The sequence below is a fragment of the Candidatus Devosia phytovorans genome (genome assembly GCA_029202405.1).
In the GTDB taxonomy this organism is placed as follows: Bacteria; Pseudomonadota; Alphaproteobacteria; order Rhizobiales; family Devosiaceae; genus Devosia; species Devosia phytovorans.
Genome location: CP119312.1, coordinates 2,042,581 through 2,064,819, shown reverse-complemented (window position 1 = coordinate 2,064,819; position 22,239 = coordinate 2,042,581). Strand labels below are relative to the sequence as shown.

At 63.3% G+C, this 22,239-nt stretch carries 20 protein-coding genes; 12 read left to right on the top strand and 8 right to left on the bottom strand.

The window, feature by feature from the left end; genetic code table 11:
* The first annotated feature begins 118 nt into the window (after positions 1 to 118).
* From fabD to P0Y65_10240, 9 genes are all read left to right on the top strand, one after another.
* Positions 119 to 1,069: an ACP S-malonyltransferase gene (gene fabD, locus P0Y65_10280; GenBank protein ID WEK06605.1), complete on the top strand. Its 951-nt coding sequence runs from the start codon at positions 119 to 121 to the stop codon at positions 1,067 to 1,069.
* A gap of 55 nt (positions 1,070 to 1,124) precedes the next feature.
* The gene (fabG, locus tag P0Y65_10275; GenBank protein WEK06604.1) at positions 1,125 to 1,862 is read left to right on the top strand and encodes a 3-oxoacyl-[acyl-carrier-protein] reductase; all 738 of its coding nucleotides are present in this window, start codon (positions 1,125 to 1,127) and stop codon (positions 1,860 to 1,862) included.
* 238 nt (positions 1,863 to 2,100) lie between these two features.
* A complete protein-coding gene (locus P0Y65_10270; protein WEK06603.1) occupies positions 2,101 to 2,337 on the top strand; it encodes an acyl carrier protein in 237 nt (78 codons plus the stop codon).
* A gap of 21 nt (positions 2,338 to 2,358) precedes the next feature.
* Positions 2,359 to 3,627: a beta-ketoacyl-ACP synthase II gene (gene fabF / locus P0Y65_10265; GenBank protein ID WEK06602.1), complete on the top strand. Its 1,269-nt coding sequence runs from the start codon at positions 2,359 to 2,361 to the stop codon at positions 3,625 to 3,627.
* Between the two features lie 464 nt (positions 3,628 to 4,091).
* Entirely contained in the window at positions 4,092 to 5,186 is a 1,095-nt protein-coding gene (mltG, locus tag P0Y65_10260; GenBank protein WEK06601.1) for an endolytic transglycosylase MltG, read from the top strand.
* Positions 5,183 to 6,070: a YicC family protein gene (locus P0Y65_10255; protein ID WEK06600.1), complete on the top strand. Its 888-nt coding sequence runs from the start codon at positions 5,183 to 5,185 to the stop codon at positions 6,068 to 6,070. The genes mltG and P0Y65_10255 overlap by 4 nt, the downstream gene beginning before the upstream one ends.
* Before the next feature lie 5 nt (positions 6,071 to 6,075).
* The gene (gmk, locus tag P0Y65_10250; GenBank protein WEK06599.1) at positions 6,076 to 6,720 is read left to right on the top strand and encodes a guanylate kinase; all 645 of its coding nucleotides are present in this window, start codon (positions 6,076 to 6,078) and stop codon (positions 6,718 to 6,720) included.
* A gap of 26 nt (positions 6,721 to 6,746) precedes the next feature.
* Entirely contained in the window at positions 6,747 to 7,988 is a 1,242-nt protein-coding gene (locus P0Y65_10245) for an MFS transporter (GenBank protein WEK06598.1), read from the top strand.
* 57 nt (positions 7,989 to 8,045) lie between these two features.
* Entirely contained in the window at positions 8,046 to 9,113 is a 1,068-nt protein-coding gene (locus P0Y65_10240; GenBank protein ID WEK06597.1) for a DUF4037 domain-containing protein, read from the top strand.
* A 3-nt stretch (positions 9,114 to 9,116) separates the two neighbouring features.
* Here the strand turns inward: P0Y65_10240 and rsmA are convergent, their stop codons facing one another.
* From rsmA to P0Y65_10210, 6 genes are all read right to left on the bottom strand, one after another.
* Positions 9,117 to 9,977: a 16S rRNA (adenine(1518)-N(6)/adenine(1519)-N(6))-dimethyltransferase RsmA gene (gene rsmA / locus P0Y65_10235; protein ID WEK06596.1), complete on the bottom strand. Its 861-nt coding sequence runs from the start codon at positions 9,975 to 9,977 to the stop codon at positions 9,117 to 9,119.
* Positions 9,974 to 10,972, bottom strand: a complete 999-nt coding sequence (pdxA, locus tag P0Y65_10230) for a 4-hydroxythreonine-4-phosphate dehydrogenase PdxA (protein ID WEK06595.1) — start codon at positions 10,970 to 10,972, stop codon at positions 9,974 to 9,976. Before pdxA ends, rsmA begins: the two co-directional genes overlap by 4 nt.
* A 49-nt stretch (positions 10,973 to 11,021) precedes the next feature.
* A complete protein-coding gene (locus P0Y65_10225; protein ID WEK06594.1) occupies positions 11,022 to 11,915 on the bottom strand; it encodes a peptidylprolyl isomerase in 894 nt (297 codons plus the stop codon).
* 96 nt (positions 11,916 to 12,011) lie between these two features.
* Positions 12,012 to 14,312: an LPS assembly protein LptD gene (gene lptD / locus P0Y65_10220; GenBank protein ID WEK06593.1), complete on the bottom strand. Its 2,301-nt coding sequence runs from the start codon at positions 14,310 to 14,312 to the stop codon at positions 12,012 to 12,014.
* Positions 14,309 to 15,379: an LptF/LptG family permease gene (locus P0Y65_10215; GenBank protein ID WEK06592.1), complete on the bottom strand. Its 1,071-nt coding sequence runs from the start codon at positions 15,377 to 15,379 to the stop codon at positions 14,309 to 14,311. Before P0Y65_10215 ends, lptD begins: the two co-directional genes overlap by 4 nt.
* Positions 15,376 to 16,449 carry an LptF/LptG family permease gene (locus P0Y65_10210; protein WEK06591.1) on the bottom strand — a complete coding sequence of 358 codons (1,074 nt, stop codon included), beginning with the start codon at positions 16,447 to 16,449 and terminating at the stop codon, positions 15,376 to 15,378. The genes P0Y65_10215 and P0Y65_10210 overlap by 4 nt, the downstream gene beginning before the upstream one ends.
* A 185-nt stretch (positions 16,450 to 16,634) precedes the next feature.
* Between P0Y65_10210 and P0Y65_10205 the strand changes: the two genes are divergently transcribed.
* Genes P0Y65_10205 through P0Y65_10195 form a run of 3 tightly spaced genes read left to right on the top strand, consistent with a single transcriptional unit; the run spans position 16,635 to position 19,185 of the window.
* Positions 16,635 to 18,119 carry a leucyl aminopeptidase gene (locus P0Y65_10205; GenBank protein ID WEK06590.1) on the top strand — a complete coding sequence of 495 codons (1,485 nt, stop codon included), beginning with the start codon at positions 16,635 to 16,637 and terminating at the stop codon, positions 18,117 to 18,119.
* 5 nt (positions 18,120 to 18,124) lie between these two features.
* Positions 18,125 to 18,571, top strand: coding sequence for a DNA polymerase III subunit chi (locus P0Y65_10200; GenBank protein WEK06589.1), 447 nt, complete (start codon positions 18,125 to 18,127; stop codon positions 18,569 to 18,571).
* Positions 18,568 to 19,185 (top strand): YitT family protein, encoded by a 618-nt coding sequence (locus P0Y65_10195; protein WEK06588.1) that lies wholly within the window; start codon positions 18,568 to 18,570, stop codon positions 19,183 to 19,185. Before P0Y65_10200 ends, P0Y65_10195 begins: the two co-directional genes overlap by 4 nt.
* Positions 19,186 to 19,292: 107 nt before the next feature.
* Here the strand turns inward: P0Y65_10195 and P0Y65_10190 are convergent, their stop codons facing one another.
* The gene (locus P0Y65_10190; GenBank protein ID WEK06587.1) at positions 19,293 to 20,135 is read right to left on the bottom strand and encodes a DUF4344 domain-containing metallopeptidase; all 843 of its coding nucleotides are present in this window, start codon (positions 20,133 to 20,135) and stop codon (positions 19,293 to 19,295) included.
* Positions 20,136 to 20,243: 108 nt separating this feature from the next.
* Positions 20,244 to 22,112 (bottom strand): ABC-F family ATP-binding cassette domain-containing protein, encoded by a 1,869-nt coding sequence (locus P0Y65_10185; GenBank protein WEK06586.1) that lies wholly within the window; start codon positions 22,110 to 22,112, stop codon positions 20,244 to 20,246.
* Positions 22,113 to 22,239: the final 127 nt, after the last annotated feature.

Genomic DNA, 22,239 nt, shown 5'->3' with positions numbered 1-22,239 from the left:
TTCATATTCAACGGAGCGCCCCGTCCGCCTTGACTCCGCCGCACACTCCCGTCAAACGCCGCGCAACTGGACACTCCCCTTGCGGATTGTCACACTGATGCAAAACCGAGGGCGAGACATGACCAAGCGCGCAATCACCTTTCCGGGGCAGGGTAGCCAGGCCGTCGGCATGGGCAAGGAACTGGCTGCGGCCTATCCCGAGGCCCGCGCCGTCTTCCAGGAGGTCGACGAGGCCCTGGGTCAGCGCCTCTCGGCCATCATGTTCGAAGGCCCTGATGACATCCTGCGCCTCACCGAAAACGCCCAGCCGGCCCTGATGGCGGTGAGCCTTGCGGTGATCCGCGTGCTTGAGAGCAAGGGTGTCAAGCTGGCTGACCACGCTGCCTATGTCGCCGGTCACTCGCTGGGCGAGTATTCCGCGCTCGCCGCCGCAGGCACTTTCTCTCTGGCCGATACGGCTCGCCTGCTCAAGACGCGTGGCCAAGCGATGCAGAAGGCCGTGCCAGTCGGGCATGGTGCCATGGCGGCCCTGCTGGGCCTCGATCTCGATACCGCCAAAGAAGTCGCCTCCGAAGCGGCACAGGGCGATGTCTGCGATGTCGCCAATGACAATGCCCCCGGCCAGGTCGTCGTCTCCGGCGCTACCGCTGCCGTCGAGCGCGCCGTCGAGATTGCCAAGACCAAGGGTGCCAAGCGCGCACTGCTGCTGCCTGTTTCCGCTCCCTTCCACTGCTCGCTGATGCAGCCGGCAGCCGATGCCATGGCGCAGGCTCTGGGCGAAGTCACCATGAACGCACCCGTCGTGCCGCTGGTCGCCAATGTGCTGGCGACGCCGATCAGCGATCCAGCCGACATCCGCCAGCGCCTGGTGGAACAGGTCACCGGCGTCGTGCGCTGGACCGAAAGCGTCGCCTGGCTCACCGGTGCCGGTGGGGTGACCCATTTGGCAGAACTGGGCACCGGCAAGGTGCTCACCGGCCTTGCCAAACGCATCAATGCCGAAGCCGTGGCGACCGCCGTTGGCACGCCCGCTGATATCGACGCCTTCGTCGCTGAACTTACCGCCTAACTCCTGACTCAAGCCATCAAGAGCTTGAATCACAATCTCCATTGGGGAGGACTAAATGTTTGATCTGACTGGCAAACGCGCTCTGGTCACTGGCGCCAGCGGCGGCATCGGGCGCGAAATCGCCAAGGCCCTGGCAGCAGCCGGCGCCACCGTCGCCCTCTCCGGCACCCGCGTTGGTGCGCTGGAAGACACGCAGAAGGAAATCGGCAAGGACTGCCCGATTCTCCCCGCCAACCTCAGCAAGCTCGATGAAGTCGACAAGCTCGTTCCCGCCGCCGAAGCCGCCATGGGCGGCCTCGATATCCTGGTCAACAATGCCGGCATGACGCGCGACAATCTCTTCATGCGCATGAAGGACGAAGAGTGGGACGAGGTCATCGCGGTCAATCTCACCGCCGCCTTCCACCTCAATCGCGCCGTCCTTCGTGGCATGATGAAGCAGCGCTTCGGCCGCATCATCGGCATTTCCTCGGTCGTCGGCGTCATGGGCAATCCGGGGCAGGGCAATTACGCTGCCTCCAAGGCCGGCCTGATCGGCATGAACAAGGCGCTGGCCCACGAAGTGGCGAGCCGCGGCATCACCGTCAATTCCATCGCGCCCGGCTTCATTGCCTCGGCCATGACCGACGAGCTCAATGACAAGCAGCGCGAGTCGATCCTTTCCTCCGTGCCCGCCGGACGCCTCGGCACGGCCGAAGAAATTGCCGCCGCTACGGTTTTTCTGGCGAGCGACGCAGCCGGTTACATCACCGGCCACACGCTCAACATCAACGGCGGCATGGCCATGATTTAAGGCGAAAAGCGCAGGAAACGCCGCTAAATGGCCGGATTCCCGTTGAAAACCGGGGAACCGACTTCTGATAGTGGCATTTCCTGTGCTAATCGCCGCCGTCGCGCCATGTTCTGGCCGCCTTGCAGGCGCTGAAAAGCACGCCTACATTGCCGCGGTCAGCCAACACGGCGCTTGAAGATTTGGCACTCCGCCAATAAGAAGCGAAACGAAACCTCGATTTCGAAAAAGGAAGTCTAATATGAGCGATGTCGCTGATCGGGTCCGCAAGATCGTTGTGGAACACCTCAATGTGGATGCCGAGAAGGTTGTCGAGAAGGCCAGCTTCATCGACGATCTGGGTGCAGACTCCCTCGACCAGGTCGAACTGGTGATGGCGTTCGAAGAAGAATTCTCGGTTGAGATCCCTGATGACGCTGCCGAGTCGATCCAGACTTTCGGCGATGCCGTCTCCTTCCTCACCAAGGCTGTCGGCTAATAGCCGCCAGGATACATTGATATGGAATTACGCCGCGTTGTCGTAACCGGGCTGGGCCTTGTAACCCCTCTCGGCTGCGGAGTTGAAGCCACCTGGGCCAATCTTCTGGCCGGTAAAAGTGGTGCCAAGCGCATCGATGATTTCCAGGTCGATGATCTCGCCTGCCAGATCGCTCATCGCTTGCCGCTCGGCGACTACGCCGACGGCAAGTACAATCCCGATGAGTGGATGGAAAGCAAGGAACAGCGCAAGGTCGACGACTTCATCGTTTACGCGATGGCTGCCGCGACCCAGGCTGTCCAGGATGCGGGCGTCGAGCCCAAGAGCCTCGAAGACCAGGAGCGCACCGGCGTTCTGATCGGTTCGGGCATCGGTGGCCTTGGCGGCATCTATGATGCCTCCATCACGCTGCACGAAAAGGGCCCGCGCCGCATCAGCCCCTTCTTCATTCCCGGCCGTCTGATCAACCTGGCCTCCGGCCATGTGTCGATCCGCTACGGCTTTAAGGGCCCCAACCATTCCGTGGTCACTGCCTGCTCTACCGGCGCCCATGCCATTGGCGATGCCGCCCGTCTCATTGCCCTGGGCGATGCCGACGTGATGATCGCCGGCGGCGCCGAAGGCTGCGTCAACCGCATCTCGCTGGCCGGCTTCTCGGCCGCCCGCGCGCTCTCGACCGGCTTCAACGACAATCCCGAGGCGGCCTCGCGCCCCTATGACAAGGACCGCGACGGTTTCGTCATGGGCGAGGGCGCCGGCATCCTCGTGCTCGAGGACTACGACCGCGCCAAGGCGCGCGGCGCCAAGATCTATGGCGAAGTGATCGGTTATGGCCTTTCGGGCGACGCCTATCACATCACGGCGCCCGCGCCCGATGGCGACGGCGGTTTCCGTGCCATGAGCGCGGCGATCAAACGCGCCGGCATCACCCCGGCCGACATCGACTATATCAACGCCCACGGTACTTCGACGCCGCTTGGTGACGAGATCGAGCTGGGCGCGGTCACTCGCGTTCTGGGCGACGCCGCTCCCAAGACCGTCATGAGCTCCACCAAGTCGGCCATTGGTCACCTGCTGGGCGCCGCCGGTTCGGTGGAAGCCATCTTCTGCCTGCTCGCCATGCGCGACGGCATTGCCCCGCCCACGCTCAACCTCGACAATCCCTCCGTCGAGACCGAGATCAATCTTGTGCCCAAGACGGCCTTCAAGAAAGAGATCAACGTGGCGCTCTCCAACAGCTTCGGCTTTGGCGGCACCAATGCAAGTCTCGTGATGCGCAAGGCCAGCTGAGGCTGGCCGCATCGAAATTCCAAAGGCCCGCAGGCAACTGCGGGCCTTTTTTTGAACCATCACTCTTCCAAAACCGCGATGTCATACCGGCTCAAGAGAAGAATTGTTCACTGCAGGCGCCCGGTACTGGGAGCAACCCTCGCCCCTTGAGGGAGAGGGTGGAAATCCGCGTTCAGCGGATTTACGGGAGAGGGGTCCTGCGTCTTCCCATGCGCTGGCGCAGACCCATTGCTCCATGACCCCTCATCCGCCCTTCGGGCACCTTCTCCCTCAAGGGGAGAAGGCCGATAGAGCACTAAGCTTTGCGGCAGGCGGTCCATCATCCGTGGATAGAGCCATGCTGCTGTGCCATGCCTCTTGTTTTTGCGTTAACGCATCGCCAACAATGCGCCCGGCCATGAGGCTGACTCAAAGCGATGACAAGACCCGGAAAATTGACCCGGGCTCGAAGGTGACCCAGCACGATGAATGACCGCAAGCAGAGGCGCCGCCGCCGCTCCCGCAATGGCTTCCTGGATATCCTTAATGGATTGCTGTCGCTGCTGGTACTCGGCCTGCTGATCGCCGGTGGCGTGGTGCTCTATGGCGCCAGCCAGTTTTATGGCGACGGTCCCACCACCGCTGAAACCACCTTCCGCGTCGAGGCTGGCTCGGGCCTCAGCTCCATCGCGCCGCGCCTCGAAGAGCAGGGCCTGATTTCCAACCAGTATATCTTCCAAGTCGGCAGCCGTGTGGCCGAGACGGCCGGTACCATCAAGCAGGGCGATTTCCGCATCCCCGGCGGCTCCAGCATGGCCGATATCCTGACCGAGCTGACCACCGGCAACCCGATCCGTTATGCGTTGGTGATTCCCGAGGGCCTGACGTCCTGGGAGGTCGTGCAGCGCCTCAATGCCGACACCAACATCGTCGGCGAAATACCTGCGCTTCCTGCCGAAGGATCCATCCTTCCGGGCAGCTATGACTACGTCCCCGGCGACACCCGCCAATCCGTGCTCGACAAGATGCAGACGGCCATGGCCACCGAACTGGCTGCCGTCTGGGAAAGCCGGCAAGCCGATCTGCCAATCGATACGCCCGAACAACTTGTCGTCCTCGCTTCCATCGTCGAGAAGGAAACCGGCGTCGCCAGCGAACGGCCCCAGGTCGCTGCCGTCTTCGTCAATCGCCTGCGCGAAAGCATGCGCCTGCAGTCGGATCCCACCATTATCTACGGCATCACCAAGGGTCAGTCGACGCTTGGCCGCGGTTTGCGCCGCTCCGAAATCGACGCCCGGACGGACTACAATACCTACCAGATCGACGGCCTGCCGCCGACGCCCATCGCCAATCCGGGTATCGATGCCCTCAAGGCTGTCGCAAATCCGGACAGCCACGACTATCTCTATTTCGTGGCCAAGGGCGCGACCCCAGCCGAGGGTCATGTCTTTGCCGAGACTTATCCCGAGCATCAGGACAATGTGGCCCAGTATCGCCGCATCGTCGACGAAGCCGCCGCCCAGGCAGAAGAGGCCCGCCAGGCGCTGGAGGCCGAGGAGGCCGGAGAAGCCACCCCATGAGCCAGTCGCTCGCCAGCATGACCGGCTATGCCCGCGCCAGCGGCGGCGTGCGTGGCGCGAGCTTTGCCTGCGAGGTCAAGACGGTCAACGGCAGGGGGCTCGACATTCGCCTGCGGCTGGCGCCCGGCCTCGATGTGCTCGAGGGCAAAATTCGCCAGCTCATCACCGAAACGCTGACACGTGGCTCGGTGACGCTCAACCTCAACGTCCAGTACGAAACCGGCAGCGAAGACCTCGTCCTCAATCGCAAGGCGCTGGAAACCGTTCTGGCGGCCATCAGCGAGCTCAAGGGACAGGTCGATGCCATGCCGCCCAGCCTCGATGGCATCCTCGGACTGCCCGGCGTTCTGGAACAGCGCGGCGAGCGGCAGGGGGAATGGGGCGAGGGGCCGCAACTGGCCATTCTGTCCACTATTTCGCAGGCTCTGGTCGACCTGGCCGTCACCCGCCGCCAGGAAGGCACCCAGATTGCGCAGGTTCTCCTGACGCGGCTCGACGAAGTCGAGGAACTGGTCGCCCGCGCCGAAGCCCATCCGGCGCGCAGCCGCGACACCATCCTGGCAAAACTCCGCCAGCAGATCGCCGACCTTTCTGCGGACACCAGCCTGTCCGAGGATCGTCTGGCGCAGGAAGCCCTGCTTCTGGCCACCAAGGCCGATATCCGCGAGGAGCTTGATCGCTTGACCGCCCATATCGCGGCGGCACGCCAGCTCATCCGCAACGGCGGCGCCGTTGGTCGCAAGCTCGATTTCCTGGCCCAGGAATTCAACCGCGAGGCTAATACGCTGTGCAGCAAATCCAATGCGGTGGAGCTGACCGCCATCGGCCTTGACCTCAAGGCGGCGATCGATCAATTACGCGAGCAAGTGCAGAATATCGAATAGGATTGATGGCGATGGAATTTCAGCGCCGTGGCGTCATGCTGGTCATCGCCTCGCCTTCGGGCGCGGGCAAGTCGTCGATCTCCCGCGCGCTGTTCGGCGCAGATCCCAATATCAGGCTCTCCGTCTCGGTGACGACACGCGCGCGTCGCACCGATGAGGTCGAGGGAAAGCACTACTATTTCATCGACGTCGAGACCTTCAAGCGCATGCAGGCTGACGGCGAGCTGCTGGAATCGGCCGAAGTGCACGGCAATTTCTACGGCACGCCGCGCGCCAAGGTTGAAGAACAGCTCGCTGCCGGCAACGACATCCTCTTCGATATCGACTACCAGGGCACGCTGCAGCTCTACAAGAACAGCCGCAAGGACATGGTGACGGTCTTCATCCTGCCGCCCACCATCAAGGAGCTGCGCGCCCGCCTCGAGCGCCGCGCCCAGGACTCTGTCGGCACGATCGAGAAACGCCTGCAGAACGCGCGCATCGAGATGGAGCACTTCAGCGAATATGACTATGTCATCGTCAATGAAGACCTCGAAGCCTCGACCCAGCGTGTCCGCTCCATCCTCGCCTCGGCCCGTCTCAACCGTGAACGCCAGCTCAATTTGACGAGCTTCGTCAAGGACTTGCAGAGTCAGATCGATTCAATTTGAGAACGTTCTGCGTGAGGTGAGCGACCATGACTGAGCCTCACCTCCCCACAGTCATCCGACGCGGCACGCCGGAGTTCATCCGCGCCAATATCGCCTTCTTCCTCTCGGCCTTCGCGATCTTCGCCACGCTCTATTCGGTCCAGCCGCTGCTGCCGATCTTTGCCGAGCAGTTCGGCCTCAATGCCGGCCAGAGCTCGCTCTCGCTTTCGGTGACCACGGCGACGCTCGCGGTCGCCCTGCTGTTTGCCAGCCTCGTCGCCGACCGGGTAGGGCGCAAGCTTTTGATGGTCTGGGCCATCATCTCCACCGCAGTGCTGGGCCTCATGCTGCCCTTCGCGCCGACTTGGGAAACACTGGTCGCCATTCGCGCCCTGATGGGGCTGACCCTCTCCGGCCTGCCGGCTGTCGCCATGGTCTATCTGGCCGAGGAGATGGACCCCGAAGCCTTGGGCTTTTCCATGGGCCTCTATATCGGTGGCACGGCGATCGGCGGCATGTCCGGCCGGCTGATCTCTGGCGTGCTCGCTGACTGGATCACCTGGCGACCCGCTTTGCTTGTGCTTGGCGTCATGATCGCCGCCGCGGCCATCGCCGTCGTCCTGCTTCTGCCAACCCCGCATCACTCCGCTCGCTCGCGACTGGGACTGCGCGATCTCGGTCGGCTGATCCGCATCCAGTTCCGCGACGAGGGCCTGCCCTGGCTCTTCCTCTCGGCTTTCCTTTTGATGGGCAGCTTCGTCACGCTCTACAACTACGCCGGTTTCCGCCTCGCCCTGCCGCCCTTCGAACTCAGCCACGCGGTGATCTCGGCCATCTTCCTGGTCTATCTGCTGGGCAGCATCAGCTCGACCTGGGCCGGTGGTCTCGCCCAGCGGCTCGGGCGCCGGAAAGTCTACTGGACGCTGGTGCTGACCATGGGCATTGGCGTGGCCCTGACCCTGGTGCCCTCAACTCCGGTCATCATCATCGGGCTCGCCATCGCCACCATTGGCTATTTCGCCGCCCATGGCATCGCCAGCGCCTGGGTGGCGCGGCGCGCACTGGTCGGCCGGGCCCAGGCCTCGGCCATCTATCTGTTCGCCTACTATCTCGGCTCGTCCGTGCTGGGCACGTTGGGCGGCTATGCCTGGGTGGGCATGGGCTGGAACGGCGTCATGCTGGTCAGCGGCGGCGCCGCCATCGCCGCCCTGCTCGTCGCCTTCCGCCTGATGGTCCTGCCACCGCTGGCCATGCCGGAAAGACCGGCCGAACCGCCAGCGGGCGTCTGAAGAGAGCCTTCAAATGGCGCGTTCCGGCCTCTATGGTTAGGGAGCAGAGGAGGATAAATGCAGGGCATCGAGCTGTCGCGTCGCTTCTACGCAGATATCGTCCGGCCGTGGCTCGGCAGGGCTGCGCCCGGCCTGCGCCACGCCGCAGCTATTGGTGGCTATGGCTCAGAGCTGCTTGGCTTCGACGACGAAACCTCCCGCGACCACAATTGGGGGCCGCGTGTACACATCTTCCTCACCGAAGAAGATTTCGAGGCTTACGCTCGTCGAATGGTCGAGGCTTTTTCAGCCGAGGCCCCGCCCACCTATCTTGGTGAGCCAATTGGGTGGAGAAGCCGACCGCATGCGCCCGCCAATGGCGCAGGGGCGGCGGGCGTGCTCGACCACGGCTTGGAGTTCCATACCCTTGAGTCCAGCCTTGAACGCCAACTCGCTGTCCGCTCGGTGGACAATCTCGGCACGGCGCAATGGCTGGGTTTTGCCGAACAGCAGCTCCTTGCCTTTACCGCAGGGGCCGTGTTCCACGACGACGACGGTCATCTGAGCGCGGCACGCCGGCGTCTCGCCTATTTTCCTGACGATGTGTGGCTGTACAAAATCGCCTGCCAGTGGCGGCGCATTGCCGAGGAACAGGCCTTTGTCGGTCGCGCAGGGCAGGTGGGTGATGAGCTTGGCTCTCGCGTGATCGCTGCCCGGCTGGTGCGGGAGGTGATGCGCATGGCTTTTCTGCTGGAGGGCCGTTATGCCCCTTACCCTAAGTGGTTCGGCAGCAGTTTCGCCAGGCTGCCGCTTGCCGCGCAGCTTTCGCCACACCTTTTGCAGGCGATTGCCGCCGATGCATGGGACGAGCGAGGCGACGCCCTTGCCGCAGCTTATGTGGTTTTGGCGGAGCGGCAGAAGGCCATGGACCGCGCTGCTTTCCAGCCCGTGGTCGGCCCCTATTATGATCGGCCGTTCAACACCATCAATGCCCACGACGCGGTTGCCGCGGCGATGGCCGCGATAGAAGACCCCGAGCTCAGGGCACGTCCGGTGATCGGATCACTCGATCAGGTTAGCGACCTCACCGCGCTGCTGGTCGATCCTGCTCTCTCGCAACGTGTCATGCGACAGATGCCAGGCTAGGATCTAGCTCGCCTGCTGGGCCCTGCGCAGCTCGGGCAGCGCCCGTGCCATGGCCAAAAAGGCCTCGATGGGCAGGTCTTCTGCCCGCTCGTCGCCCTTGAGGCTCGCGGCCGTGAGCAGCCCCTCCACAGCCACGCCGGCGGCCTTGAGGCTCTGCCGCACCATCTTGCGGCGCTGCCCGAAGGCGGCGCGGGTGATATGCTCGAGGTTTTTCACCGTCACGTCCTCGCCTACCGGCTTTGGCGTCAGATGCACCACGGCCGACGTCACGTTCGGTGGCGGCACAAAGGCCTGGCGGCCGACATTGAAGGCGATCCGCGCATCGGTGCGCCAGCCGGCCAGCACGCCCAGCCGGCCGTAGGGATCCTCGCCCGGCTTGGCGCAGATGCGTTCCGCGACCTCGCGCTGGAACATCAGCGTCAGGCTCTCGAAAAAGCTCGGCCACGGATCCATGGTCAGCCAGCCTGTGAGAAGCGGCGTCGCGATATTATAGGGCAGGTTGGCGATGATCCGCGTCGGCCCATCGGCCAGCGCGCGATAGTCCATTTCCATGGCATCGCCGCTGATCACTGTCAGGCGGCCGGGATAGGCCTCGGCCACCTGCGCCAGCGCGGGGAGGGCCCGCGGGTCGCGCTCGATGGCGATGACTTCCTTGGCGCCCTCGGCCAGCAGCGCCCGCGTCAGCCCGCCGGGGCCCGGACCAACCTCGATGACGCGCACGCCTTCGAGCGATCCCGCGACACGCGCAATGCGCGCGGTGAGGTTGAGGTCGAGCAGAAAATTCTGCCCGAGTTCCTTTTTGGCCCGCAGGCCATGCTCGGCGATGACTTCGCGCAGCGGCGGCAGATTGTCGATTTGGCTCATGATGCCGTGGTCATTACATCGGCCATGCGGATGGCCGCAAGAAAACTCGCTGGCGAAGCTCGGCCTGTCCCCGCCAGATCGAAGGCCGTGCCATGGTCGGGCGAGGTCCGCACGATGGGCAGGCCCAGCGTAACATTGACCGCCTCGTCGAAAGCCACGGTCTTGATCGGGATCAGCGCCTGATCGTGATACATGGCCACCACGGCGTCATAGCGCGCCCAGTGCGCCGGATAGAACAGCGTATCGGCGGGCAGGGGGCCGGTCACATCAAGCCCCTCGAATTGCAATTGCGCCACCGCCGGCCCGATGATTTCGAGATCCTCGCGTCCGATCGCCCCGCCTTCGCCGGCATGCGGATTGAGCCCCGCCACCCCGATCTGCGGCGCGGCAATGCCGAAACGATGTTTCAGGTCATAGGCGACCACGCGAATGGTCTCGGCCACCAGCTCTTTCGTCAGCAGGTTCGGCACGTCGCGGATCGGCACGTGGATGGTGACCGGCACGCTGCGCAGCCCGCCATGCGCCAGCATCATCACCGGCAGCCTTTGCTCGCCGCCATTGGCGCAGAGCTCGGCCAGGAATTCAGTATGCCCCGGATGTTTGAACCCGGCATTGTAGAGGCCGGCCTTGTGGATCGGTCCTGTCACCAGCCCGCGGCAGGCCCCGGTCAGCGTCGCCGTCACGGCCTCTTCGATCGAGCGGATCACCACCTTCGCCGACAACGGCGACACCTGTCCCGGCTTGTCGGGCACCAGGCCCTCGAGGCTGACGACGGGCAGCGCCTCGGTGAAAACGTCGATGGCCTCGGCTGGCTCGACCTGGGCAATGGCAATATCCAGCCCCAGCCGCTGCGCCCGTGCGGCGAGAAAATCGGCATGGCCGAAAACGCAGAACGCGGGGAGGTTGAGCTCTCCCCGTCGGGCATAAAGGTCAAGGATGATATCGGGGCCGGCGCCTGCCGGCTCGCCCATGCTGATGGCTAGCGGCTTGTCCATCTCGGCCCCCATGAAAGCTTAGGGCCCGCTCTTGGCGGGCCCGTATGGCTTAGTTGTAGATGATCTTGGCTTCGCTGCGCAGCTTGTCCATATAGGCGGTCACCTGTCCGGAGAGGGCGTCGTTGCCCTGCTCGGCGCGCAGGTCGCTCTTGATGAAGGTCAGGTCCTGCGCCTGGGTCTTCTCGCAGACGGCCAGCATGGAAAGTCCGGTCTGGGTGGCGCGCGGCTTGGTGATGCCGCCGACATTGAGGCCCGCCAGTTCCTTGGCAATTGCCTCGGGCATCTGCGTGGCATGGCGGCGACCGACGTCCACCACGGCCGCATCGGTAAAGCCGAGCGACAGGTCGACGGCCGTGTCACAGCCACTGAATTTTGAGCGATAATTGTTGGCCTGGCTCGACCGGCCGCCACCACCGACAAAGATCACTTCCTTGAGGATGTAATCGAAGGTCTGGTAATCCTGCACCTGGCTGGCGGCTTCCTGGTCGAGCTGGAGTTCCGAGATCTGCACCTGCGGCATCACCACCTGCTCGGTGATGGCATTCCAGGCGATGGCGGCGCGCAGCCGGTCTTCCAGCGTTTCGATGCCCACGCCACCTTGCTGCAGCATGGCAATCAGGCGGTCCTGGCTGAGGTTCATGTTGCGGGCGATCTGCTGCTTGGCCTCGTCGACCTGCGTATTGCTGACCGTGATGCCGATGCGCTTGGCTTCCGAAATCTGGATGGCTTCGTCGACCAGCTGCTTGAGGGCACCGGCCGAACCGCCGCTATTGCCTTCCATCTGGAACAGCCGCTGGCGCTGCGCCACCTGCATGTCGGTGATGGGGGTGCCATTGACGGTCGCGCGCACATTCTGCGCCACGGCAGGCATGGCGGCGCCCATGGTCAGCACTGCACCCACGATCATGGCGCTGGCTGCGCGCCCCAGAAAATTCATGGCCATAGTCATTCGCCTCGCATGGATCCACCCAACCCTCAATGGGGCGGGAATATCGCGCTGTCAATTGCCCCATGAATGAGGCCAAAATCCGATAGAAGTTTACTCAACCACGGCGTTGGTGGCAAAGCCGAAGTCCAGACCCGCCGGGGCCTTGAGCTTGAACGAAGCCGTGACGCGGGTCTCGTCGGGCGAGGTATGGGTCGGCCCGTTGCGATAGGCGTCGGCGCCGATCATCAAATACCCGTCATCATAGGTCACGCCGCCGCCGACCTGCAGGTAGTTGTTCGAGGCGATGTCCCAATAGGTCCGCGCCTGGAGCGACCAGTATTCGGCCACCGGCACGGTCACCGAACCGCCGATTTCGTGCTGGTCCATGACCACGCCAGCCGCTTCGTTGGCCGCGATGAAATTATAGTCCGCCGTGGCCGCCCAGCCGTCATTGGCATAACCGGCCGACAGCGATGCGCGGGTGATCGCCGGCTCCTCGGTATCGACCTGCAGCTTGCCGCCCGCCCTGATGCCGCTTTCAAAGCCTGCATAGGCGCCCAGCACGGCATAGGACGCCGTGCCGCTGAGGCCCGCGCCGACGCCCGTCTGCGCCTGGTCCACCGTGTCGAAGGCATTCTCGCCCGCCAGGTGGAAGCTCTGGCCAGCGACCAGCTCGATATAACTGCCGTCGATGAAATTGGCCTGGTAGCGACCACCCACATTGAGGCGCAGCCCCGTCTCCTGCCGGTCATAGCCGGAGAAGCGGTTGTAGCTGAAGAGGTTGGTGTCATCGAAGACGAAGCTCTGCGCATCGTCATTGGTGATGCCGACCGACGTCGTGCCCGAGCCGCGATAGGCCAGCTGGGCGATCGGCTCGATCAGATGTACGGTCGAGCCGTCATTGGCCGCCACCGGAAAGCGCACATCCATGGCCGCGATCGGCGTCAGGCTGAACAGCGACGTCTCGCCCGGCTGCGTCGGATCGGCGCTGGTGCCATCGTAATAGGCAAAGTCTGTACGGCCACCCAGATAGGGCGTCGCCACGAACCCGCCGCCGCCGATATACTGGTTCTGCCAGCCGGCCTGGACGCTGGCATGCTGCCGACCGCCGGAATAGCCGAAGATATAGGGCACGCCATTCGACGACGTGGTCGAGTCATATTCGCGCTGCACGCCCAGCAGGCGCCCGCTGATCTCGACGCGGCCATTGCCGGGCGCGAGTTCCTGAATGTGGTTGAACCGCACGGCGGGGAGCGTGGCTGCCTGCTCGCCCTGGTCGATATCGGTATAGTCGCCGATCCGGTTGAACTTTTGCACCCGCACGTCGAGGAAAGTGTCATCGGTTACATTGGTCGCATAGACCTGATTGACGCTCGATGTGCCCGTAGTCAGCCCATAGTCGTCGAGATAGGCCGCATCGGTGAATTCGGTGTAGCTCCAGCCTGCGGTCCAGTTCTCGATCGGGGTGAACGAACCCGATGTCTGGATCGCTCCGCGCCAGTCGCGCTGAGCGTCGGCAAAGCCGAAGGCTTCCTTTTCCCACTGATAAAGGCCCGATGCCTTGATCTGGAACGCGCCATTGTCGAAGCGCTGCAGCCATTCGGCGCCGAGCAGGAAACCCTGCCGCGTCATGAAGGTTGGCGTCAGGATGACGTCGGTCCAGCGGCTTGAATAGGCGTAGTAGGGGACTTCGACCTTGTGCCCGACTTCATCGGTGTAGCTGTAGTTCGGCGTCCGGAAGCCTTCCACCGTGCTGGCACTAAGATCAGGAATCCACAGATACGGCAGCCAGGCCACCGGCAGGCCGAGTACTTCGAGCGTCGGCTGCTCCAGATAGAGCGAGCCATCCTCGGAATTATAGGTGATGCTGGAGGTGTTGACCTTCCAGCCGATGCGCTGCTCGCGATCATCGATACAGTCCCCGCAGGGCGCATAGGTCGCCTTGTCGAGAATCGTGCGCAGCGCCGAGGCATAGTCGGCGCTGTCGGCAGTAATGCGCGAGCCGTCATAGGCGGTGATGGTCAGGGCATTGAGAAACGCCTGTTTCATCCCGCCGGTAATGTCGGCATCACTCATCTCGGCAAGGTTGCCCGAGGGATCGAGCACCGTGACATTGCCAGTGAATTTCAGCGTCTGGTTGCTGCGGTCGTAGACCAGATTCTGCCCGGTCAGCGTATAGCCGCTCTGGCGCAGCACAACATCGCCGCTGGCAGTAATGAGGTTTTTGGCACTGTCAAAGGTCAGCGTGCTCGATTCGACCTCGGCCGGGTCGGCGCTATTGACCGGTGCGTTGAAAAAATCCGTAGGAACCAGCGTCTGGGCGAAGGCCGCGGACGAGAAGGTAAGCGCAAGCAGGGCACTGGCCAAGGCCAGGCGACTCGCAGACGTCCCCCTGTCGAAAAGCTTCTTCACGCCCGCCCGTCTTCCTTGTGCAGCAGCACCGTCACGCCAATGACAATGGCTACAAATGCCGGTCCGACTGCCGCAAACGTGGGATCGAGAACGCCGGTCGACCCGGCGCGGTCGGCCATCTCGGTAATCACGAACACAACGAACCCCAATACGATCCCGTAAAGGACCGCAGGACCATAATTAGAGCCTCTTCGATAACCTGCGGTAAACGCAAAAGCAATGAACAGCGAGCCGGTTAGCACAAGCGGCAAAGCCAGCAATTTAATCAGCCGCATCGTCCCCGCCGTGCGGATGTTTGAGTCCACCACGCCGGCCGATAAAAGCCGCGCCAGCTCGAAGAATGTCATGTCCTCGGTAGATGCCAGCTTGAGTCGCATCTCGGTCGGCGTCGAGCTGGTCGGCAGGGTGAAATTGGTGACGGTGCGCGACGGTTGGTCGGCGCTTTTGAGCACTGCGGTCGGAAACACCCATTGCCCGGTTTCGAGCAGTGCTTCCTCGGCCTCGATGCGTGTGGCATCGCCGCTATTGAGGTTGAACACGGTGACATTGCCCAGCGCCGTGCCGCCTTCCTGCATGCCCGTGGCCATCATCACATAGGCGCCATCCTCGCTGCGCTGCTCCAGCCAGATTTCGCCCGGCGGGGTCAGCATGGCGGTATAGCCCTGCGAGGTCGGCTTGAGCACGCGGTTGAAATGCACGCTCACCGTCTCGAGCCCCAGCCCGATGGCGAAGCTGAACAGGATCAGCGCAATCAGCGGCGCCCGGATGATGCGCCAGATCGACATGCCCGTCGCCTGGATCACCGTCAGCTCATGACGCGCCTTGAGGTCGATAAACCCCAGGATCGCACCCATGAGCACGGTCACCGGCAGGGTCTTGATCGTCCATTTGACGGCGCTCATCGCCACCATCACCACGGCCATATGCACGCCGTGCTGCTCGGAGACGTAGTTGAACCGCCAGGTGTCGAGCGATTCGACCAGCGCGATGATGCCGTAGAACACGCCCACGGTGACGAGGATGCGGCTGCCTACCCGGCCCAGGATGACGCGGTCTATGCCGTTCATGTCGCCACCTCCACCGTCGGCGCGCGTCGGGGCCGGATGCGGATCAACAGGGCTGCGCCAGCGACGGCAATCATGATCAGCGCGCCGGCCGCCGTGCCGATCGGGCTATAGGCGCTGAGGCTTCTCTCCCCGAAGGCAATCAGCATGACGATCACCTCCATGGGCAGGCCGAGGCGCATGCGCCTTCCATTGGGAAAGCCCATGATCGCCAGCACCATCAGGGCCATGCCGATGACGCGCAGTCCCTCGGCCATGCGATTGGACAACAGCAGCACCGCATAGGCATTCCACTCGCCCGAGCTCAGCGCTTCCCGGACCAGTGTCAGGCTGTCCTTTTCCAGCATCGGGTCGATCGAGCCGATCGACTGCGACAGCTGGGCGACACTCACGTCATAGCGGTCGAAGGAAACCTCTGAGAAGCGCCCGTCGGACTGGCTATATTGCAGCGTGCCATTGCGCAGCTCGATGACAAAACCCTCGCCATCGGCAGCCACGCGGGCGGATTCGGCGATATAGGTCTGCCGGCTCTGCGGATCGCGCCGGTCATCGGCGAAGAATTGCTGGATTTCGCCGTCGCCTTCGCGCCCGCCGATCAGGATGACCACGCCCGGTGTCACCTGGGTGAAACGGCCCGGCCGCAGCGTCGAGCTCACCAGATCCGCCGCGACGCTGGCATTGAGGAGGTTCAGCCGGCGGATGGCATAGGGCTCGATGAAATTGGACAGCAGCAGCATGACCAGCACACCCGCGCCGGCCACCACGCCCGTGGCGCGCCACAGCGAACCCAGCCCGTAGCTCGTATGGATGATATGCAACTCGCGATTGGCCTGCAGCTGTTGCAAGGCGCGCGCGAGGCCGATGCCGACGCAGATATAGAAGAAGGAAATCACCAGCGGCGGCATGGTCAGCATGGCCTGCAGCGCCAGCACGAGCACATTCTGCCCCTTGACCGAAATCACCTCGAACGAGCGCAGGCAATTGACCAGCCACAACAGCAGGCACAGCACGCCGAGCAGGATCAGCGCATCCGCCACGAACAGACGAGAAAGATAGGCGGTCAGCTTCTTCATGCGGCTTCGGCAGAGTCTCCGGATCGGGCGGACCTTGGTGCAGTTCGGGTTGCAAGACAAGCACGTAGGACCCTGTGCACGGATTTGTCTCAGCCTTGTTGCGGGATTGACGCGGCGGGCAAAGCTCTCAATGTAAGGGCAACCTCAAATTCCGGGCACGCGCCCGCTTTGCCCCAAGGCCTTCAATGTCCCAGCCCATCGCCATCCGCACCGCTCCGCTCGACGGAGCACTCGCCGCCACGACCGTGATCTATGCCGCCGAAGACGCCGCACCCGCCGGCGCTGCGGCAACAGTCTGGTCCGCGACGGGTCTGGACTGGAGCGAGACGGCGCGGGCAGGGGCCTTCAAGGGCAAGCAGGGCCAGGCGCTCGACGTCCTGGGTGCTGGCGGTAAACGCCTGGTGGTGCTCGGTCGCGGCAAGTCCGATGCAGAACTGTCCGCCAATAGCTGGACCGACCGTGGCGGCTCGCTGCTGGCCAAGCTGGCCGCGGCCCGTGCCGAAACCGTCTCCGTGGTCATCGACGAGCCCGGCGCCAGCGCCCTTGCCATCGGTGAGCTGGCGGCCGGTCTGCGCCTGCGCCACTACAGGTTCGACAAATACAAGTCGCCCAGGCCTGACGACGTCTCCGGCCCGCTCGACATCGCCTTGCATGTCGCCGATCCCGCTGCGGCCGATCTCGCCATTGACGATCGCGGTGCAACTGTACAGGGCACGTTGCTGGCCCGAGACCTGATCAACGAGCCGGCCAATGTGCTGGGCCCGGTCGAATTTGCTGCCCGCGCTGCCGAACTGGTCAAGCTCGGTGTCGATGTCGAAATCCTCGAGCCCGAAGCGCTGGAAAATCTGGGCATGGGCTCGCTGCTCTGCGTCGCCCAGGGCTCCGATCGTCCGGCCCGCCTCGTTGTCATGCAATGGCGTGGTGGCAATCCGGGTGACGCCCCGCTCGCCTTCGTCGGCAAGGGCGTGGTCTTTGATACCGGCGGCATTTCCATCAAGCCGGCCGCCTCCATGGAAGACATGAAGGGCGATATGGGCGGCGCAGCCGCCGTCACCGGCCTCATCCATGCCCTTGCCACCCGCAAGGCCCCGGCCAATGTGGTCGGCGTCATTGGCCTCGTCGAGAACATGCCCTCGGGTGGCGCCGTGCGCCCCGGCGATATCGTCAAGGCGATGAACGGCACGACCATCGAAGTCATCAATACCGATGCCGAAGGCCGTCTCGTCCTCGCCGATGCCCTTTGGTACACCCAGGACCGCTTCAAGCCCAAGTTCATGATCAACCTGGCGACCCTCACCGGCGCCATCGTCGTCGCCCTGGGTCACGAGCACGCCGGCCTCTTTTCCAACAATGACGAACTCTCGACCCGCCTGCTCAACGCGGGCCTCTCGGTCAACGAAAAGCTCTGGCGCATGCCACTGGCCCCCGCCTATGACAAGCTGATCGAATCCAAATTCGCCGACATCCGCAATTCGGTCGGCCGCCCCGCCGGCTCGATCACTGCCGCGCAGTTCCTGCAGCGCTTTGTCAACAACACCCCCTGGGCCCATCTCGACATTGCCGGCACTGCCTTTGGTGGCACCGCCAGCGAGACCAACACCTCCTGGGCCCCCGGCTTCGGCGTCGCGCTGCTCGACCGTCTGGTCCGCGACTATTACGAGAAGCAATAGTCAGCATGGCGGAAGTCCTCTTCTACCACCTCGAACCGCGCCCGCTCGAAACCGTCATTCCGGCCCTGCTGGAAAAGACGCTCGAGCGCGGCTGGCGCGCGGTGGTGGAACTGGGGTCCACCGAGCGGGCCGAAGCCCTCGACGCCCATCTCTGGACCTTCCGCGATGACAGCTTTCTGCCCCATGGCCTGGCCGGGGAGGACAGCGACGCCCATCAGCCCATCCTTCTGACCACCGGCACTGACAATCCCAACAGCGCCGAAGTGCGATTCTTTGTGGATCGCGCCGTGCCGCAATCCACCGAAGGCTATGTGCGTGTGGTCTATATGTTTTCCGGGCACGATCCCGACGCCGTTGCCGAAGCGCGCCTCGCATGGCGCGCTCTCAAGGGTAACAATGCGCTAACCTATTGGCAGCAGGAACCCGACGGTCGTTGGGTGAAAAAGGCATGACAGCAGACCTCTCCACCCCCAGCCGCCACACGCTGCCGGAAGATATTTTCGCCATGCTGATCGGCACCATCCTGGTCTCGATCGGCATAGCGCTCTATACCCGCGTCACCCTGACCACCGGCAGCACCGCTGGCCTCGCGCTGCTGCTGCAATATGTCACCGGTATCAGCTTCGGCTGGCTCTTCTTCCTGATAAACCTGCCTTTTTACGTGCTGGCCGTGCTGCGCATGGGCTGGCCCTTTGCCATCAAAACCTTCGTCTGCGTCGGCCTCGTGTCCTTTTTCACCGCCAATATCCCGCACTGGATGGTGCTCGGCCGGGTCGAACCGCTGTTCGCGGCGCTGATCGGCGGTGGCATGATCGGTCTGGGTATCCTGTCGCTGTTCCGCCACCGGGCCAGCGTCGGCGGCATCAACATCCTCTCGCTCTACCTGCAGGACCGCTTCGGCATCCGCGCCGGCTGGTTCCAGCTCGGCGTCGACGGCGTCATCCTCGTCGTCGCCCTCTTTCTCCTGCCGCTCGACAAGGTGTTCTATTCCATCCTCGGCGCGCTGGTGATGAACGCCATCATCGGCCTCAACCACAAGCCCGGCCGCTACCTCGGCTTCAGCTAGGCAGCGCTATCCGTCTTCCGCGCTGCCAGAGTTCAGGATGTCGGTGAGGTGGAGCTCGAACTTTGGCAGGAGACGTGTAACGACTGATCCATCGCGGATGGATTGGCCTACCTGACCTTCTGTTTGCCGGCCGGTGAATTGGCGATCTCTTCGGCCAGGTCGTCGGCATAGAGGTCCATGTAATCCTGCATCAGCTCGTAGCAGAAGATCACTTCCACCGTGTCCGGGTCGTAGAAGGCATTGGCCTCGCCACAGCGCTGCGCATTGAAGCGCACGGTCTCGCGCAGCCGGTAGCGCGTGCGCAACTCGTCCGCCACCTGGTCGAAGACGCCGCTGGAGCGGAACGCATCTGCCGCCGCTTTCAGCCGGCCGCCGACATGGTGATAGGTCACCACCACCTCGGTGCCCATGCCCTTTTTGCTGCCGCTGCCGGCCAGCACGTTATCGAGCGAGCGGTCGACCATGTCATAGTCCCAGGCGCAGCTTTCCTGCCGGTCGCGATCGATGCGATATTCGTTGGCGATCGGCCGGAACGCATCCTCGTCCATGCCTATGGCAAGGCACACGATCTGATAGGCGCGCTGCTTGTCGAGACTATGCGCCGCCGCAAAGTCGCTTTCGTCACCGCCGCTGTTATAGGCCACGCCCGATAGCAGCCAGCCATGCGAAGCATCTTCCATCACCTGCTTGGCGACATCGGTGCCCTGGCGAAGCAGGGTCCAACTGGCGAAATTATCCGCCGCATCTTCCTCGCGACCAAGAATCGGCAGGTCGAGCTGGTGGAACAGCAGATGCCCGACCTCGTGATAGAGGACGAAGAGACTGTTGTTATAGGAGAAGCGACGCTGTTCGGCCCGCTGCTGCTTGGTCATCTCCAGCGCCTGGGCGCCGGTCGCCAGAAGGGGCAGGCCAATCGCCAGCCCGAAAAACAGCTTCCTGAACAGGGACATCGTGCACTTTCGGGCCGGTTGCGTCCCGGCCAGAAGACGCCAAGCCGCAGTGCCTGTCAACCGCTCAACACCTTGATCTGGTTACCGTTCCCTTGACTGTGGAAAGCCCTAGCCGCGTTCCGCCGCTTCCAGCTCCGCGCTGAGTTCCAGCCACTTTTCCTCTGAAGTTTCGAGGTCAGCAGCGAACCGTGCCTTGTCCTTGCCCAGCGCAATCAGCTTGTCCGCCGGGCCATTGTAGACCTTGGGGTCCTCCAGCTGGGCGTCGACCTTCTCGATTTCCTTTTTCAGCCGCGCGATCCTGGTCTCGGCATCCTTGATGTCGGCCTTGAGCGGCGCAACTTCGGCGCGCTTGGCCGCTGCCTCCTGCTTGCTCAGCTTGGCCGCGCCCTTGCCGCCACCACCGCTTGGCTTTTCCTTGGTGGAGGTGATGCTGCGCTGGTAGCTGTCGAGATCCTCGTCCAGCTCCTTGATCGTGCCCCCTTCGGCGATCCACAGCGTGTCGCAGGTCGCTTCGATCAGGTGGCGATCATGCGAAATGATCAGCACCGCGCCCTCGTAGTCATTGAGCGCATGCACCAGTGCATCGCGGCTGTCGATGTCGAGATGGTTGGTCGGCTCGTCGAGGATCATCATCCCCGGCCCGCCAAAGGTGATGATACCCATCAAGAGGCGCGCCCGCTCGCCACCCGAAAGGTTCTTCGCCTTGGTGTCCATGCGCGACGTGGTCAGCCCCATCTGCGCCAGTCGGCTGCGGCGCCGCGCTTCATTGTCGAGCGGCATCAGGTCGACCATATGCTCCAGCGGCGTCCATTCCGGCTTGAGCTTGTCCATCTGGTGCTGGGCAAAATGCGCGATCTCGAGCTTCTTGCCCTTGCGCAGCGTCCCGTCCATCACCTCGATGTCGCCTGCCAGGAGCTTGGCAAAGGTCGACTTGCCGTTACCGTTCACGCCGATCAGCGCGATACGGTCATCGGGGTCGATGCGCATGGTCACATTGCGCAGGATGGTCCTGTCGCCATAGCCTGCCGACACCCGGTCGAGGGTGATCATGGGGGTAGGGGGCTCGTCCTTGGGCTGCTGGAATTTGAATGGCGCCGCATATTCGTCGAACATCGCCGCCGGTGGCTTGAGCTTTTCGATCATCTTCATGCGCGACTGCGCCTGCTTGGCCTTGGTCGCCTTGGCCTTGAAGCGATCGACGAATTTCTGCAGATGCGCCACCTGGTCCAGCGCCTTGTCGCGGCTCTTGTTGTTGAGCTCCATCTGCATGCGGCGCGTGGTTTCGAACGTGTCGTAATTGCCCTTGTAGAAGGTCAGTTTCCGATGCTCGAGATGGATGATCGAATTGACCGACTTGTTGAGCAGGTCGCGATCATGGCTGATCATGAAGACGGTATAGGGATAGGTGGCGAGATATTTCTCCAGCCACAGCGTGCCCTCGAGATCGAGATAGTTGGTCGGTTCGTCGAGCAGCAGCAGGTCCGGCTGCGAAAACAGCACGCCCGCCAGCGCCACGCGCATGCGCCAGCCGCCCGACAATTCATGCGTCGGCGCATTCTGCCGGTCCTGCTCGAAGCCGAGGCCCTTGAGGATGGACGAGGCGCGCCCCTCCGCCGAATAGGCATCGATATCGGCCAGTCGCGTATAGATTTCGCCGATCCGGTCCGGGTCGGTTGCCGTTTCGGCCTCGGCCAGCAGAGCCGTGCGCTCCTTGTCCGCCGCCAGCACCACGTCCAGCACGCTTTCGTTGCCCGCCGGCGCTTCCTGCGCCACCGCCCCGATCCGCGCCTTCCGGTCGAGCTCGAACCCGCCTGAATCGGCGCCAATATGCCCTTGGATCAGGTGAAACAGCGTCGTCTTGCCCGTGCCATTCTTGCCCACGAAGCCGGTCTTGGAGCCCGTCGGCAACACGACGGACGCATCCTCGAACAGCTCGCGGCCCTGAATGCGATAGGTCAGACTATTGATATTGAGCATGATGAGGCAATCTGGGAAGAGGGCAGGGGCCGCGCAAGATTTCGCTTCGGCCCGTCGCCGGAAAACTGTTGGCTGTTCGATAAGGTCAACCAGCCGCCATGGCAACCCGCGACCTGCCGCAGCCGTG

What these genes read in the sequence shown, in the direction of transcription:
- fabD (WEK06605.1), top strand. Translation starts at nt 119, where the DNA reads ATGACCAAGCGCGCAATCACCTTTCCGGGGCAGGGTAGCCAGGCCGTC.
- fabG (WEK06604.1), top strand. Translation starts at nt 1,125, where the DNA reads ATGTTTGATCTGACTGGCAAACGCGCTCTGGTCACTGGCGCCAGCGGC.
- P0Y65_10270 (WEK06603.1), top strand. Translation starts at nt 2,101, where the DNA reads ATGAGCGATGTCGCTGATCGGGTCCGCAAGATCGTTGTGGAACACCTC.
- fabF (WEK06602.1), top strand. Translation starts at nt 2,359, where the DNA reads ATGGAATTACGCCGCGTTGTCGTAACCGGGCTGGGCCTTGTAACCCCT.
- mltG (WEK06601.1), top strand. Translation starts at nt 4,092, where the DNA reads ATGAATGACCGCAAGCAGAGGCGCCGCCGCCGCTCCCGCAATGGCTTC.
- P0Y65_10255 (WEK06600.1), top strand. Translation starts at nt 5,183, where the DNA reads ATGAGCCAGTCGCTCGCCAGCATGACCGGCTATGCCCGCGCCAGCGGC.
- gmk (WEK06599.1), top strand. Translation starts at nt 6,076, where the DNA reads ATGGCGATGGAATTTCAGCGCCGTGGCGTCATGCTGGTCATCGCCTCG.
- P0Y65_10245 (WEK06598.1), top strand. Translation starts at nt 6,747, where the DNA reads ATGACTGAGCCTCACCTCCCCACAGTCATCCGACGCGGCACGCCGGAG.
- P0Y65_10240 (WEK06597.1), top strand. Translation starts at nt 8,046, where the DNA reads ATGCAGGGCATCGAGCTGTCGCGTCGCTTCTACGCAGATATCGTCCGG.
- rsmA (WEK06596.1), bottom strand. Translation starts at nt 9,977, where the DNA reads ATGAGCCAAATCGACAATCTGCCGCCGCTGCGCGAAGTCATCGCCGAG.
- pdxA (WEK06595.1), bottom strand. Translation starts at nt 10,972, where the DNA reads ATGGACAAGCCGCTAGCCATCAGCATGGGCGAGCCGGCAGGCGCCGGC.
- P0Y65_10225 (WEK06594.1), bottom strand. Translation starts at nt 11,915, where the DNA reads ATGGCCATGAATTTTCTGGGGCGCGCAGCCAGCGCCATGATCGTGGGT.
- P0Y65_10215 (WEK06592.1), bottom strand. Translation starts at nt 15,379, where the DNA reads ATGAACGGCATAGACCGCGTCATCCTGGGCCGGGTAGGCAGCCGCATC.
- P0Y65_10210 (WEK06591.1), bottom strand. Translation starts at nt 16,449, where the DNA reads ATGAAGAAGCTGACCGCCTATCTTTCTCGTCTGTTCGTGGCGGATGCG.
- P0Y65_10205 (WEK06590.1), top strand. Translation starts at nt 16,635, where the DNA reads ATGTCCCAGCCCATCGCCATCCGCACCGCTCCGCTCGACGGAGCACTC.
- P0Y65_10200 (WEK06589.1), top strand. Translation starts at nt 18,125, where the DNA reads ATGGCGGAAGTCCTCTTCTACCACCTCGAACCGCGCCCGCTCGAAACC.
- P0Y65_10195 (WEK06588.1), top strand. Translation starts at nt 18,568, where the DNA reads ATGACAGCAGACCTCTCCACCCCCAGCCGCCACACGCTGCCGGAAGAT.
- P0Y65_10190 (WEK06587.1), bottom strand. Translation starts at nt 20,135, where the DNA reads ATGTCCCTGTTCAGGAAGCTGTTTTTCGGGCTGGCGATTGGCCTGCCC.
- P0Y65_10185 (WEK06586.1), bottom strand. Translation starts at nt 22,112, where the DNA reads ATGCTCAATATCAATAGTCTGACCTATCGCATTCAGGGCCGCGAGCTG.